The organism is Gelidibacter sp. (assembly GCF_053579655.1).
In genome coordinates this window covers 26,786-42,107 of the sequence record NZ_JBMDWE010000024.1, presented here as the reverse complement: position 1 = coordinate 42,107, position 15,322 = coordinate 26,786, and the positions used below count along the sequence as shown (strand labels likewise).

At 38.1% G+C, this 15,322-nt stretch carries 11 protein-coding genes; 5 read left to right on the top strand and 6 right to left on the bottom strand.

Going from position 1 to position 15,322, the window contains the following annotated elements:
- Positions 1-135: 135 nt before the first annotated feature.
- Positions 136-756, bottom strand: coding sequence for an L-threonylcarbamoyladenylate synthase (locus ACOH2D_RS12700; protein WP_348037328.1), 621 nt, complete (start codon positions 754-756; stop codon positions 136-138).
- Between the two features lie 45 nt (positions 757-801).
- Between ACOH2D_RS12700 and ACOH2D_RS12695 the strand changes: the two genes are divergently transcribed.
- Positions 802-987, top strand: a complete 186-nt coding sequence (locus tag ACOH2D_RS12695) for a hypothetical protein (protein ID WP_449535467.1) — start codon at positions 802-804, stop codon at positions 985-987.
- Between the two features lie 332 nt (positions 988-1,319).
- Here the strand turns inward: ACOH2D_RS12695 and ACOH2D_RS12690 are convergent, their stop codons facing one another.
- Positions 1,320-3,635, bottom strand: coding sequence for an ATP-dependent helicase (locus ACOH2D_RS12690; RefSeq protein ID WP_348035381.1), 2,316 nt, complete (start codon positions 3,633-3,635; stop codon positions 1,320-1,322).
- A gap of 169 nt (positions 3,636-3,804) precedes the next feature.
- Positions 3,805-5,343, bottom strand: a complete 1,539-nt coding sequence (locus ACOH2D_RS12685) for a hypothetical protein (RefSeq protein WP_449535466.1) — start codon at positions 5,341-5,343, stop codon at positions 3,805-3,807.
- Positions 5,344-5,535: 192 nt separating this feature from the next.
- On the opposite strand from ACOH2D_RS12685, the gene ACOH2D_RS12680 reads away from it, so the two are divergent.
- Entirely contained in the window at positions 5,536-6,060 is a 525-nt protein-coding gene (locus ACOH2D_RS12680) for a DUF7935 family protein (RefSeq protein ID WP_348035379.1), read from the top strand.
- Between the two features lie 86 nt (positions 6,061-6,146).
- Here the strand turns inward: ACOH2D_RS12680 and ACOH2D_RS12675 are convergent, their stop codons facing one another.
- The 3 genes from ACOH2D_RS12675 to ACOH2D_RS12665 all read right to left on the bottom strand — a co-directional run bounded on the left by ACOH2D_RS12675 (position 6,147) and on the right by ACOH2D_RS12665 (position 10,099).
- Positions 6,147-7,100, bottom strand: coding sequence for a patatin-like phospholipase family protein (locus ACOH2D_RS12675; protein WP_348035378.1), 954 nt, complete (start codon positions 7,098-7,100; stop codon positions 6,147-6,149).
- The gene (locus tag ACOH2D_RS12670; protein WP_348035377.1) at positions 7,101-8,015 is read right to left on the bottom strand and encodes a patatin-like phospholipase family protein; all 915 of its coding nucleotides are present in this window, start codon (positions 8,013-8,015) and stop codon (positions 7,101-7,103) included.
- 89 nt (positions 8,016-8,104) lie between these two features.
- Positions 8,105-10,099, bottom strand: coding sequence for a M1 family metallopeptidase (locus ACOH2D_RS12665; RefSeq protein ID WP_449535465.1), 1,995 nt, complete (start codon positions 10,097-10,099; stop codon positions 8,105-8,107).
- 216 nt (positions 10,100-10,315) lie between these two features.
- Here ACOH2D_RS12665 and recG point away from each other — a divergent pair, with 216 nt between their 5' ends.
- The 3 genes from recG (at position 10,316) to ACOH2D_RS12650 (ending at position 15,057) form a co-directional block, all read left to right on the top strand.
- Positions 10,316-12,418, top strand: a complete 2,103-nt coding sequence (gene recG / locus ACOH2D_RS12660; RefSeq protein WP_449535464.1) for an ATP-dependent DNA helicase RecG — start codon at positions 10,316-10,318, stop codon at positions 12,416-12,418.
- A gap of 526 nt (positions 12,419-12,944) precedes the next feature.
- On the top strand, positions 12,945-14,084 hold the full coding sequence (locus ACOH2D_RS12655; protein ID WP_449535463.1) for a serine hydrolase domain-containing protein: 1,140 nt from the start codon (positions 12,945-12,947) through the stop codon (positions 14,082-14,084).
- A 37-nt stretch (positions 14,085-14,121) separates the two neighbouring features.
- Positions 14,122-15,057, top strand: coding sequence for a serine hydrolase (locus tag ACOH2D_RS12650; protein WP_449535462.1), 936 nt, complete (start codon positions 14,122-14,124; stop codon positions 15,055-15,057).
- Positions 15,058-15,322: the final 265 nt, after the last annotated feature.

Here is a 15,322-nt window from a genome sequence, read left to right as displayed (position 1 = left end):
CATACAGTCCTTGATAAAATTCAAGTTTTAAAAAATGTATTTTAACCCCTTACGTCAAAAGTCTTGACTCTATATTTTTTTTTCTATCCTTTAAGATCAATGATGAATCTTTCATTGACACCAGAAAATAGCTTGCTAAAAAATCTCCAAGCTCCCCTTACCTTCTCTCACTATTACAGGCTCTTCTTCAGACAAATCAATAATGGTAGAAGCCAAATTATCGCCATAACCACCATCAATTACCAAATCCACCAGGTTGTCCCATTTCTCCAAAATCAACTCTGGATCTGTGGTATATTCAATAATTTCATCTTCATCTCTAATGGATGTTGAAATAATTGGCCGTCCCAATTGTCTTACTATTTCTAAAGCAATATTGTTATTAGGAACCCTAATACCAACGGTTTTCTTCTTTTTGAAAGGATGCGGAAGCGTTTTGGCACCTGGAAGAATAAAAGTGTAAGGCCCTGGCAAGGCGCGTTTTAATATTTTAAACGTGGTTGAATCTATTTGCTTCACATAATCACTCAAGTTACTCAAATCACTACAGATAAAAGAAAAATTGGCTTTGTCCAATTTTATACCTTTAATTTGCGCCACACGCTCCAAGGCCTTGATATTATTGATATCACATCCCAATCCGTAAACAGTATCGGTAGGATAAATTATCAATCCACCAGCCTTCAGCACATCAATTACTTTCTTTATCTCCTTAGCATTCGGGTTCTCCTCATAGATTTTAATAAATTCAGCCATAATATGTATTTTTATAACGTTTATAATGTAATTAATATAGTCTTTATGAAAGCCGTAAAATTACTTTTACTCACAATTGCATTTGCTTATGTGACATTCTCCTGTAATAAAGATACAATAGATGCTCCAAACGGAAGTTTGAATGCCTCTGAATATTTCGAAGAGCTCCACAAAAGTTATGATTTTAATCCATGGCGGAGGATGTTGGATGTGAACCACGAATTGGTATAAAAATGCGCGTCATACCTGGTCAGAAAACGAATTATTGGATACACAGTCAAAATTAAAGCAGTTTATACAAATGCATTTGCTGTAAAAAGCATGAAGTTTGAAGCACGGAGCACGGAGCACAGCGCGTGAAAAAGAAAATACTCCTTAACTTCCAAATAATTTATTTTCTTTGAACCATTAAGATCATTTAGGTATTAAGAACATTAAGTTCGGCGGTTTTTAACCAAACCCTTAATGTCCTTCAAGAATAGTTTCACAAAATACTTTTAACTTCTTCACTTATCTTCAAACTCACAACTCATAACTCTGAATTCATAACTATGAACTCCAATCTACCCCAACACATCCAATTTGGCAAAACGCAACAATAATTTTTTAACGCCCCCATGTTGAAAATTGATTTCAGCTTTGGTATCTGCACCTACGCCCTCAATTTTTAAAACTTCGCCTTTTCCAAAACGCATATGTTCTACCACATTGCCAACCGTCAGTTTTCCATCAAATAAATTGATATTTGGACTTCCTACGGACTTTCCAACCGGCTTTAATTTTGCTGGCGGAATAAATTTTGGTGGTTTTTCTTCTGATTTTCGCTTTACAGGTCTTTTAAATCGGATTTGATCTGGTGGAATATCGCCAAAAATATCAGGAGAAAGCATCGGATTGAATCGTCTTTCATCAATGGGCGTCAAAATCTCCAAAAAAGATTCGTCAATTTCTTCAATAAAACGGCTAGGCTCAGCATCAATCAATTTTCCCCAACGGTAGCGTGACATCGTATAAGTCAAGTACGCTTGCTTTTCTGCTCTGGTTAAGGCCACATAAAATAGGCGTCGCTCCTCTTCCAATTCGCTTCGGGTGTTCATGCTCATCCCACTTGGGAACAAGTCCTCTTCCATCCCAACGATATATACATAAGGAAACTCCAATCCTTTTGCCAAGTGAATGGTCATCAGCGCCACATGGTCTGCATCGCCCTTATCAGCATCCAAATCGGTTGCCAAAGCGACATCTTCCAAAAATTCAGGTAAAGCACCAGTGGCATCTGCCAATTCTTCCTGACCCTCCACAAAATCCTTGATCCCGTTCAGTAACTCCTCTATATTTTCCATTTTGGCAATCCCTTCTGGCGTGCCATCATTTCTAAATTCTTTGATAAGTCCGGTAACTTTCGTCACATGATCTGACAATTCAAAAGCGTTTGCTGTTTGATTCATCACCTGAAAGCTCTCGATCATTGTCACAAAATTTTGAAGTTTATTCTTTGTGCCTGAGTTGATATTGATGTCGATTTTATCTACATGTTTCATCACATCAAAAATGGAACGGTTATAACCGTTGGCTGCGACAATAAGTCGATCTATGGTTGTCTGTCCAATACCACGTGGAGGAAAATTAATGACTCGCTTAAGCGCTTCTTCATCGGCAGGATTGATAATTAATCGTAAGTAAGACAGGACATCTTTAATCTCTTTACGCTGATAGAAGGACTGACCGCCATATATTCTGTAAGGAATCCCGCGCTTTCTCAAAGCATCCTCCATAGCACGAGATTGTGCGTTGGTACGGTATAAAATAGCAAAATCGCTATTCATCATTTGATGTTCCATTTTGTTTTCAAAGATGGAACTCGCTACAAAACGGCCTTCATCGCCATCGGTCATCAAACGATTGACCTTGATTTTGGGTCCGTCGTCATTGGCTGTCCAAACCACTTTTTCAAGTTTGGTCTGATTCTTATCGATCACGGAATTGGCAGCATTGACTATATTCTTGGTCGATCGGTAATTCTGCTCCAAACGGAACAGCTTCACATCGTCATAATCCTTCTGGAAATTTAAAATATTATTGATATTGGCACCTCTAAAGGCGTAGATACTTTGCGCATCATCCCCAACCACACAAATATTCTGGAATTTATCAGACAATGCCCTGACAATCAAATATTGCGAATGATTTGTATCCTGATACTCATCCACCAATATATAACGGAATCGATTCTGATATTTTGCCAAAACATCGGGAAAGCGCGTCAGTAATTCGTTGGTTTTCAACAACAAATCATCAAAATCCATCGCACCTGCCTTAAAACAGCGCTCTACATATTGTTTATAGATATCTCCCATTCGTGGACGTTTGGCCATTTTATCAGCCTCCATCAACTCCGGGTTTTGAAAATATGCTTTAACCGTAATCAAACTGTTTTTATAGGATGAAATCCGGGAACTGATCTGTTTGTATTTATAAATATCCTTATCCAGACCCATTTCCTTTATAATGGATGAAATCAAACGTTGCGCATCCTGTGCATCATAAATGGTGAAATTGCTTGGGTAACCCAATTTATCTGCTTCAATACGCAGAATTTTAGCAAAAACGGAGTGAAACGTTCCCATCCATAGATTTTTCGCTTCACTAGTACCAACAATTTCGGCAATCCTGTTCTTCATTTCACGCGCTGCCTTGTTGGTAAAGGTCAACGACAGGATATTAAATGGGTCCACACCTTGACTCATCAAATAAGCAATCCTAAAAGTTAAGACACGCGTTTTCCCTGATCCAGCACCTGCGATCACAATCATAGGGCCATCTTTCTGCAATGTTGGCGCTAATTGTGCCTCATTTAACTGACTTAAATATTTCTCCAAAACTCCTCCAATTATTAAAGCGTGAAATTAACCAAAGCTTCTGTTTTTAACGAATGATTTCGCTAATAATTATGAACAATAAGCCCTTCTATATGCGGATAAACCTAAGAAAAAGATAAAATCGTGAGCGATTAATACTATTAAAATTTTAGAAATAGCTTGGCCAATCTTATTGATTGCCGTTACCAGTCATAATACTGACCAAACCTGCTTTTAAGTTTAACCATAAGAAATTAAAAATCGACTTGGTTTTATCGCGCTCTATATCATCTTTAAAGCTTTCTCTAAAACCCAGATCAGCTTGATCGCTGCTCTTTTTGATAAATAAATTGGCGATGGCAGACAGCACTTTATTCTTCTTTTCTCCTTCTTTATCCAAAATGTCCACCTTAAAATCCTCATACTTGGCTTTCATATTGACCCGTGAAGTATTTTTATTCCCTGAAATGGTCGCATAGGTATGGAACAATTCGCCTTCAAGAAGCACTTTTAAATTGGGTTGCGAAAACGGATTTAAATCTGGCGCGGGTAGTTTACCAATATCCGCCTTGAACACAAACGCATCGTTGACATCATTAACATCAAATTCCCAATGGACTTTAATAGGTGTTTTTGCCATAAAAATAGCATCAATATCTAAAGTGGTATTTTCTCCAGCAGCGTACGTATTACTGATATTTTTCAAGTGGGCATTCAACTTTGTAAATGAAATCTTACCCGCCTGCATATCAGTGTTTACCTTTTCAGAATAAACAATAGTCGCGTTTTTAAGCTCAACTTCACTTAAAGTTAAATCAAACTTCAGATCTCTTAGCATCTTGCTATAAAGCTCTTTACGCGTAGTATCATCTGCAATCAACTTATTTCTATAGATATACATTTCAGCATCTTCGAAAATGACTTTTGGACTTTTAAAATAGAAAACAGAATCCTGCTCATATCCGAATTTTTGATACTCAAAAACCAACGAAGGCATCGTGATATCAAAATGATCGCGCTCAGTCGAGATGATTTGGTTCAACTTTGTTTTGGAGTATTTCGTAAATATTTTCAATTGATGGAACAACGCTTTTTTATGGTCTATTTGAGCGTCTGAAATGGTCAGGTTCTCATAAGTTCCCATGCTATAAAAAAAATCATTGAATGAAAGATTATAGTCTTCAAAACTAAAGGGAAATGGCTTTTTTACCGACGCAGCATCTAATAAAATGCTCATAACATTTGCGGCAACTCCTTCTGAATGTAGCACAATGGAATCTGTTACCCTATCACGAATCGTAAGTTCTCCGTTTTGAATATTAAAGCGATCGACTTTAATTTCCTGTTTAAGTTGATTTAAACTGGAGTTATTCCTGTCATTTTCGGGAATTGTTTTGTCATGATTATAACGCAATTTCGGACTTCTTAGTTGAACGCTCTCCACATGAATGTTATCATTTACGAAATAATTCCAATAACCAAAGCCATCGACTATGATGGCGTCTAATTCAATTTCAGCACTGACTTTTGAAGTGTCGCCACCTTTACTCACAATTTTAGGACGCACCATAACCGCACTTCCCCGCCAAATATTAATATCAATCGACTCGTACTCCATACCGATGGTTTCAGGTAGCTTTGTTTTAAGAAACTTGTCAAGTTTTGAAGCGATGATGGCATCAGCTACAAAATACCCAACAATACTAAGCACTACTAGTGCCAGCAGCATAATAAAAGTGATCTTTAAAGGTTTCGTCATAAGCTAAAGGTATCCAATTGATATGTTTTTTAGTATCTCAATAAAAATATTTGTAACTGAAATCCTAACAGACTCTCGAAAGGTTTTAAATCCTTGTTTTTTAAAATTCTTACGGAAATTTTAAAAAAAACAACTTATGTTTGATAAAATTTTACACCCGTTATGGATTTAGCAACAAAACTTATTGACGCCTTGCTCTATGCAATCCCTGCCTTAATCACAGGACTTGTAGCCTATTATTTTTTTAAGGAACACACTAAAAATGAAGATGGAAGACGGCGGTTTTTACTGCAAAAAGACATGCAAGTAAACACAATGCCACTGCGCCTACAAGCCTACGAACGGATGGCTATTTTTCTGGAACGCATCTCTCCTGCTAAATTACTAATCAGAGTTACACCAATATCTTCTAATAAAGAAGATTACGAAAGCTTGCTTATAGCAAACGTTGAGCAGGAATTTGAACATAATTTATCGCAACAAATCTACGTTACCGACGATTGCTGGAACATTATATGTGCCGCAAAAAATGCCACAATTCAATTAATTAGAAAAGCCAGTCTTTTAGAAAAAACCGATACCGCCAACAAATTGAGAGAGGTGGTTTTAACAGAAATGATGGAAAAACGCGCCCCTAGCGATGCAGCACTTTCCTATATCAAACAAGAAGTGGGCGAAATGTGGTAAAAATTAGTCAGCAGCCTTCAGTTGGCAGTCTTCAGTTGGCAGTCAACAGTGTACAGTCTCAGGGTTCAGTTAGCAGTAAACAATCGCTATTTTTCAACCGGTAATTTAGGTTTTGGAATTTGATGCTTTCCATTTATTCTTGTTTCTGTTTTATCGTCATCATGCTTCAACTTTGCATAACTATAACCTTGCTCCCACCATTTGGTCATTAATCTTTTGCTGAAAATCAGCGAATTCTCCGTGAGCATTGTTGGTGTATAATACAAATTGAGCTTTACATTGTGATTGGCAGCGGCCAATTGACCAATCGTGATATCCCTTTTCTCAACCTGCTCAATCAAATATGAAAACAGATTAATCATGAGCGAGAAGGGATTTTTCCCAAGCACCTTATTGCCTTCCATATTTTCAGATTCTAGAATAACCGCGTCAATCTCTGTGGCCCCTCGCAAAATAGCTTCCCTTATAGGAATAACACAACCTAATCCGCCGTCGGCATATTCACATTCGTTTTTAACGGCCAACGACATGAAGGGGATATAATTGCACGAAATCCAGATCCAATCGCAAAATTCATCGTGATCAAAATCTAAGATCGACTTATATTCGACGCTACTTTTGGTAAGATTTGCCACGGTGACCACAACGTCAATGCCCGACTTTTTAATGCTTTCAAACTCCTCTTCCGTAAAATTGCGTTTAATATTCTTTCGCAACGCACCACTTTCTCCAAAAGTTCTTTTGCGCCTTATAAACTGAATCAAGGAATTAAAATAGTTGATCGAGACATATTCACGTCCATCTTTTTTATGTTGCACAAACGGACTAATACTAAAAACATCGCGTTGACTGACATTTGTGAAAATATCATACAGTTTCCCTATATTATTAACCGCCAAATGCGGCACCAGTAAACTCCCGGTAGATGTTCCTAAAAACATATCATATCTCCTGCCTTTATCTTCCATTAAATACTGCGCCACGCCGCCAGCAAAGGCGCCTTTACTCCCTCCTCCTGAAATCACTAATGCTCTTTTCATCTAATTGGTTTTTTCTGGTTTCAACGGACTCGATTCTTGATTTTTATGCTTCGCAAAATCAAAACCACTTTGCCACCACGCTGTCATTTTCTCTTTACTGAACACCAGCGAGTTGGTCGTCAACACAGTCGGAGTGTAATAAAAATTAATAATAGCTTTTTGATTGGTGGCCACAAATTTTCCAATTCTAATATTCTGGTATTCGATTCTATCCAACATAAATGCAAACATATTCGTCAACAAAGAGAACGCATTCAAGGACGGCATCCTGTTGTACTGTGTTACTTCGGTCTGCAAAACCACAGCATCCACAACCGTTGCGCCACGCCTAATAGCCTCCTCAATTGGCACCATCGACCCTAAACCACCATCGGCATACTCACACCCTCCTTTTTTAACCAACGACATAAAAGGCGTGTAATTACAAGAAATCCAAATCCAGTCCATAAATTCCTCATATTCAAAGTCCTTAACCGACTTGTATTCCACTTGATTAAGCGACAGATTCGAAACCGTCACCACCACATCAGCTTTCAATAGTTTTAAAGCATTAAAACCTTCTTCAGTAACGTGATCCGTAATAAGTTTTCTCAAATTTTGACTTTCACCAAAAGTTTTTCTGCCACTCAAAATATTACGCAACACATTAAAATGATTGATGCTGATGGTCTCAATCCCATTTTTTCTTTTGATGTTGAACGGACACACATTAAAAACATCCTTTTGCGTTACACTCGTGTAAAGCTCTTTGACCTCCTTAACTTTTTTTAAGGCCAAATGCGACACTAACAAACTTCCGGTTGACGTACCAATAAACAAATCGTAATCCAGCTTTTTATTTTCAATGAGATACTGCGCCACACCACCAGCAAATGCGCCCTTACTACCTCCACCAGATATGATTAATGCTCTCATTGACTCATCGTTATTCGTTATTAAAGAAAACTAAAGCATGCCGTATAGGCTTATCAGCACGTCATCCATTAATTATCAACAATTAACAACTAATTTCTAAGACTATCAATAATCTGCTTAAAACTTACATCACCTTCCAACTCCTCAACCATCCGTTTTGCAAACTGTTGAAACCGCCAATTGTGATGCTTCGTGGCGTCCATTAAATTTTCTATTGAAACCGCATCAAATCCCTTAACCAGTTTCAGGTAATTAAAAGCATTCATCCGCAACTCAAAACTGTATTTTGGATTCGTATAACCTCTTAATTCATTAAAAATATCCTGTTTTTTATCCGGTTGATATTCTAATGTATTTAAATGTAAGGCTAACCAGAGTAGTTTCACATTATAATCGCTAAAACCGTAAATAGAGTTGGTTTGCTGTAGATATTTAGCCCGATCTGCTGGAAAATTAACCCATAGATTATACAATGCCACTTCTATCGTTTTATAAGATTTGTCCATTAAAAGCGACTCATATGCGTTCTTAAATTCTGAGGGAATAGCGGTCATCTTTTGAGCGATGGCCTGCCGCACCTCAAGATTATTATTAAAATCCTCTAATTTCACTTCATAAGCATCTTTGGAAAGAATCTTGACTTTTGCCTTATCGGAAATATTAGAAACTAAATAATCCTTGCATTTCAAAGGATAAGTCTCACAGCTGACATCAAGAAACTCCTTGATAAACGCCGATTTATGTAAGCTTTTCACCATATCATCCTGCGGAAGCGCAACATCTTCGATCCAAATTCTGACGAATTCAGACAAATCTTGACCACTTTCCTTTTCAACCTCCTTTACAAAATCGGAAGTTTCCACATTTAGATATTGGTGTTTCTCGAGATAATTTTTCACAGCTGCCCTAAAAGCGACCTCACCCACCAGCTCACGCAACACATGCAAGGCCCAACTTCCTTTTTGATAAAACGTCACGCTGCTTGACTTCGGATCGAGCAAAGAAGTGCTTTCCCCCGCATGCTCCTGCTTCAAAAGCTGTTGTGCGTACTCATATAATTGCCAATAGAAATAATCTTCACCAAACACATCCCGCTCCGCCAAAAGTGCATAATAGGTCGCAAAACCCTCCTGAAGCCAATGATGCGTGCCGCTCGTTGCGGTCACCAAATCGCCAAACCATTGATGCGCAAGCTCATGAGCGTTGACGTTGACGTAATTCTGGTCGTTAAATCCTATCGGATCAACCACCAAAGCATCTGAAAAAATGTTCAATGACGTATTTTCCATTCCTGAATACAGAAAATCCTTGACCGGCACCTGTCGATAAACACCCCAAGGATACGACACGCCAATCTCATTTTCCAAAAAATCAAACATCTGTTTGCTGTAGCGATAGGTCGCTTCTACTTTAGCGGAATCTTGAGGATAATAGTAATATTCTAAAGGAACACCGCTCTTCGAAGTTTCCGTTTTTTTATTGTATTTCCCAATAGCAAGCGCAACAAGATAACTGCTCATGGGCGATTTCATATCGTAATGCCATGTCGTCTTATTCTGTGGGACAGACTCTTTTTTCACAAGTTCTCCGTTGGCCAAAACAACATAACCATCATCAAAAGAAATAGATAAATCGAACTCAATCTTCTCATTCATATCGTCGATACTCGGCAGCCAATTACTCGTATATTTCCCTTGTCCTTGGGTCCAAATTTGATCATCTACAAAATATAAGGCTTTTTTGGGCTGAGCAGAATACCATAATTGCAAGAGATAATCCGTGTTTTTTTTGAAATTATTTAAGATGACTATTTTATCAGCTTCAACGCGATAATCAACGCCTTCAACCAACTCGCTCTTTCGATCACCCAATTTCAAACTCTTATAATCCATTTTTACAGCATCAAGATAAACTGAATCGATATCTTTTAAGGTTTTGAAGTTGATAAAAACAAAACCAGAAACCTTGTTTAAGCCCTCAAAACTCAATTCTGCTTTAATTCTTTCAAAATCAACAACATCAGTTTGCTGCGCGCAAACAGGTCCGAGAAACAGAAGAAAACAAAGAGAAAGAAAGCGGTTCATTTATGACACATAATTAGGTATGACCAAATTAAGAAAAAAAACCACTTGAAGCATAAGGTTAGAAGTGCAAAGTATTAAGTACGAAGTGTCGAGTACAAAGCATGAAGAACGAAGCGTGAAGCAACTTGTTGAACAATTTATAATTTGATATTTTAAAGCTCAACACATTACACAATTTCATTTCTGCTTTCGCAGGAATTGGTTAAATTCGCAGCTATGAATGCCCAACTACAAACCCCTATCGATTACCTCAAAGGCGTCGGCCCAAGTCGTGGCGCTTTGCTGCGAAGCGAACTTGGCATTCACACCTATCAAGATTTGATCAATTTGTTTCCCAATCGCTATATTGACAAAACGCAGTACTATAAAATCAACCAACTGCAACAAAATAGCGCTGACGTTCAAATTATCGGAGAAATCACAAGCTTAAAGGAAGCTGGACAAGGCAGAGGAAAACGCTTAGTTGCCACCTTCAAGGACGATACTGGCATTGTAGAATTGGTATGGTTTAGAGGTCATAAATGGATCCGAGAAAGTATTAGACTTGGAAAACCATACGTGATTTTCGGAAAAACCAATTGGTTTAATGGTGTTTTCAGCATGCCACATCCTGAAATGGAACTGGTGGAAGAGCACGAAAAAAACCTCCGATCGGCCATGCAACCGATTTATCCATCTACCGAAAAATTGGCAAACAAAGGAATTTCCAATCGTGTTTTGAACAAGATCATGCAGCAATTATTTTTGGAAACCAAAGGTCGATTTGAAGAAACACTCTCCGATAATTTACTGTCAGAACTGAAATTAATTTCGAAAAGCAAAGCCCTTTTTAACATCCATTTTCCGGAGAATCAAGAACTACTTTCGAAGGCACAATTCCGATTAAAATTTGAAGAATTATTCTACATTCAGCTCCAATTGATCATCAAGAATTTGATCCATAAATCAAAAATTAAAGGTTTTAATTTTGCGCATGTCGGACACTATTTTAACACCTTTTTCCAGGAGCATCTGCCCTTCGATTTAACCAACGCACAGAAACGCGTTTTACGGGAAATCAGAGCCGATTTAGGAAGCAATGCGCAAATGAATCGCCTATTGCAAGGCGATGTTGGTTCCGGAAAGACTATAGTTGCCCTCATGTCAATGTTAATGGCACTTGACAACGGTTTTCAAGCCTGTTTAATGGCGCCGACTGCTATTTTGTCAGTCCAACACTATCACGGATTAGTTGAGCTATGTAATAATTTGAACATCAGTATAAAACTACTCACTGGTTCAACTAAAACTTCAGAGCGACGAAAAATTCATGAGGCGCTCGAAAATGGCGAATTAGACATCTTAATTGGCACCCATGCCCTGCTCGAAGATAAGGTAAAATTCAAGAATTTAGGGCTTGCCGTCATTGATGAACAGCATCGTTTTGGAGTGGCGCAACGCAGTAAATTATGGCATAAAAACACCTCGCCTCCGCACATCTTAATTATGACCGCAACCCCGATTCCAAGAACTTTGGCCATGTCCGTTTATGGAGATTTGGATGTGTCCGTAATTGACGAATTACCACCTGGAAGAAAGGACATAAAAACCGTCCATCGATATGATAAAAATCGCTTAAAAGTTTTCAAATTTATCCGAGAGGAAATTGCAAAAGGCAGGCAGATTTATATCGTATATCCGCTGATCCAAGAAAGCGAAAAAATGGATTATAAAGATTTGATGGATGGCTACGAAAGTATCGTTAGGGAATTTCCAATGCCCGAATATCAAATCTCAATTGTTCATGGGCAAATGAAACCTGCCGATAAAGATTTCGAGATGCAGCGTTTTGTAAAAGGCGAAACGCAAATCATGGTCGCCACCACAGTTATTGAAGTTGGTGTTAACGTTCCTAATGCCTCCGTCATGATTATCGAAAGTGCAGAACGCTTCGGATTATCTCAATTACACCAATTAAGAGGTCGCGTAGGTCGTGGTGCCGAGCAGAGCTATTGCATTTTGATGACGAGCCACAAACTTAGTGAAGACAGCAAAACCCGACTTCAAACTATGGTCAGTACGAATGACGGCTTTGAAATTGCCGAAGTTGATTTGCAACTTCGTGGCCCAGGCGATTTGATGGGCACGCAACAAAGCGGTGTATTAAATCTCAAAATTGCCGATGTCATTAAGGACAAAGACATTTTGCAACATGCACGCCATCATGCGAAAGCTATTTTAAAAGCCGACCCTTCACTATCGCTTCCCGAAAATAAAGTATTGCGCTATACTTACGGACAGTTGAGTAAGTATAAGAATATTTGGAATTACATTTCTTAGTACTCAGTTGGCGGTTTTCAGTTGGCAGTCTTCAGTCGGCAGCTGGCAGTTAACAGTTTGTAATCATAATTCAGCAACCTTCTAACTTATCTAGTAATAACATGCTGATTAACGCGATCTATTGGTATCCATTCCATTTAAGTATATAATATTCTGCAGGTTTTAAAACAGACAGAAAGCCAATTGCATTCGTGAAATTCATAGAAAATATTTTAGTGTCGTAATTTCCAAAAACAGATGAATTTGTGAAGATTAGTGTAATTCGTGTCAACATTTTTAGAAATCAAAGCGAGATGCACTAAAAAAGTAGATTCCAACCCGACAAATGCTCTGGTAGATCCTAATTCTGACTAAAAGCTTATTGCATTCGTGAAATTTATAGTGAAAAATTCGAGTAGGCATCATGAGAAGTCCGTGAAAATCCGTGAAATCCGTGTCAAAATTTTTAGAAATCAAAGCAAGATTCACTAAAATTCATAGATTTAACTTAATTTGATAGCTTCAAAAAAACCGCCAAATAAACAATATGAGAAAATTCAATTTTATTTTACCAATCGCCATGGTATTGGTAATGCTCAGCTGCAAGGACAATAAAGAAGAAACCAAGCAAACCGACATCCCAGACACAAGCCAATTAGATATATATTTCTCCAAGGAAATGCCAGCCGATGAACCTGGAGGAGCTATTTTAATTATTAAGGGCGATAGTATCATTTTCAGTAAAGGATACGGGCTCGCCGACCTCGAACTGAAGACCAAGATCGATGCCAATACCTTATTCAACATCGGCTCCATTTCAAAGACCTTCGTATCCAATGCCATTTTGATGCTACAAGATGAAGGCAAACTTTCGGTGGAGGATAATATGGACAAATACTTCCCTAATTTAAAAAACAAGGCCATTGCAGAAAAAGTAAAAATCAAACACCTCTTAACGCACACTTCAGGATTAGAAGATAATAGACAAACCAAAACGGATTCTTTATTTTATCTGACCGCTAAAGATGCCGAAAACTGGTATCCTACAACCCAAGCTGAACATCTGAATTTTGAACCTGGCACCCGTTACGAATATTCCAACCCTGCCTACAATGCTTTGGCTTTAATTATTGAAGAAGTCACGGGCATGAAATGGCAAAACTATGTGGCGGATAAAATTTTCACGCCTTCTGGCATGAAAACAAGCACCATTACGGATGGCCCACATCCTGAAACTGGCGTTTCTCATGCTTATATTAAAAGCAACGGAAATTGGATCGAAAAAGATTATGGCGAGGAACCTACATTTGCAGCGGCAGGCAACGGCGGCGTTTGGAGTTCCGTTAGCGATCTGGCCAAATACGAATTGGCATTGCAACAACACAGATTTATTTCAGGGGCCATTTTACAAGATTCCAGAACCATAAAACCTTGGCCAGATTGGCAAGAGGCCACTCCTCCATTTATGGGCTGGTCTTGGTTTATCGACAAAACTCCCGACGGCTTTAAAACGGTGGGACACACCGGGAGCCAAGGTGGTTTTTTATGCAACTACGTCACAGTTCCCGAAAAAGATATTACTTTTATTATTCTTTGCAATACCCCAAGAGATGTAGATGGGTTTACAGCATTTATTTCAGAATGGCTAATCAAAAACAATTGGCTGCAAAAACCATCTAAAAGTTAAAAAACGTGCTTTTCTTTTTATCAACTAACCAAAAATCATGAAACATCTGAAAACTGCTTGTACAATTGCGCTCGCTTCATTATTAATGTTCACGTTCTCCTGTAATGAGAAAATTTCTAAGAAACAAAATTTAGAAAGTGCCGTAAAGGCTCAAATTGACTCCATAGAAGGCACTGTTGCGGTTGCTTTTTATAGTTTGTCAGAACCTAAAGACAGTTTATTGATCAATGTTGATGAAAAATTTCATGCGGCCAGCACCATGAAAGTGCCTGTGATGATCGAATTATTCAAACAAGCTTCAGAAGGAAAAATAAACCTGAACGATTCGATCGTGTTGAAAAATGAATTTAAAAGTATTATGGACGGCAGTTTGTACAGCATGGATATCAACGATGATAGTGATGACATTATCTACAAACAAATCGGCACCAAAGTAACGTTAAAAGATTTAATGCACAGCATGGTTACCATCAGCAGTAATTTAGCCACCAACGTTTTGATTGAACTGGTCGATGCTAAAAACACAACGGCAACCATGCGGGATTTAGGCGCGAAACATATCGAAGTTTTAAGAGGCGTCGAAGATCAAAAAGCCTTTGATTTAGGCTTAAGCAATTCAACCACCGCAAGGGATTTAATGATGATTATGGAAGCCATTGCCAATAAAACTGCCGGGAACCAAAAAGATTGTGATGCCATGCTCGCCATTTTAAAAGATCAACAACACAATGATATGATTCCGGTGTATTTGCCTAAAGAAGTCATAGTGGCTCATAAAACAGGATCGATAACTGGAGTGCATCACGATGCGGGAATCATTTATTTACCTGATGGCCGCGCTTATGTACTGGTATTGCTTTCTAAAAATTTAAAAGATTTCGATAAAGGCACCGATCAATTGGCTAAAATATCTAAAACGATTTATGATTATGTCAGCAGTAATAATGATCGTCCATTAAAAATAACACCTTAAATTTTGAATTCCCCCTCGCTTTAACAAGTATCAGCAAAAGAAAATATATTTAGCAAATGAAAATATAAGTTGGCTAAAGTCCCACACACTTCTGACTAATAGGCCCCGAGCTAAAGCTCGGTGCTATTCATGGTTTTTCTAAAATGCTGAGAGCTCATGTTCAAGGCTGATACTAAAACTTAATAAATTTGTCCAGAAAAATTTCAATAATTTAGATTTGACTGTAAATTTAAACACCAACTCAACCACCAATTAACTTATCTTT

Excerpts from the sequence above, each read along its gene's own strand:
- ACOH2D_RS12700 (WP_348037328.1), bottom strand. The coding sequence starts at position 756 with ATGGCTGAATTTATTAAAATCTATGAGGAGAACCCGAATGCTAAGGAG.
- ACOH2D_RS12695 (WP_449535467.1), top strand. The coding sequence starts at position 802 with ATGAAAGCCGTAAAATTACTTTTACTCACAATTGCATTTGCTTATGTG.
- ACOH2D_RS12685 (WP_449535466.1), bottom strand. The coding sequence starts at position 5,343 with ATGCTGCTGGCACTAGTAGTGCTTAGTATTGTTGGGTATTTTGTAGCT.
- ACOH2D_RS12680 (WP_348035379.1), top strand. The coding sequence starts at position 5,536 with ATGGATTTAGCAACAAAACTTATTGACGCCTTGCTCTATGCAATCCCT.
- ACOH2D_RS12675 (WP_348035378.1), bottom strand. The coding sequence starts at position 7,100 with ATGAAAAGAGCATTAGTGATTTCAGGAGGAGGGAGTAAAGGCGCCTTT.
- ACOH2D_RS12670 (WP_348035377.1), bottom strand. The coding sequence starts at position 8,015 with ATGAGAGCATTAATCATATCTGGTGGAGGTAGTAAGGGCGCATTTGCT.
- ACOH2D_RS12665 (WP_449535465.1), bottom strand. The coding sequence starts at position 10,099 with ATGAACCGCTTTCTTTCTCTTTGTTTTCTTCTGTTTCTCGGACCTGTT.
- recG (WP_449535464.1), top strand. The coding sequence starts at position 10,316 with ATGAATGCCCAACTACAAACCCCTATCGATTACCTCAAAGGCGTCGGC.
- ACOH2D_RS12655 (WP_449535463.1), top strand. The coding sequence starts at position 12,945 with ATGAGAAAATTCAATTTTATTTTACCAATCGCCATGGTATTGGTAATG.
- ACOH2D_RS12650 (WP_449535462.1), top strand. The coding sequence starts at position 14,122 with ATGAAACATCTGAAAACTGCTTGTACAATTGCGCTCGCTTCATTATTA.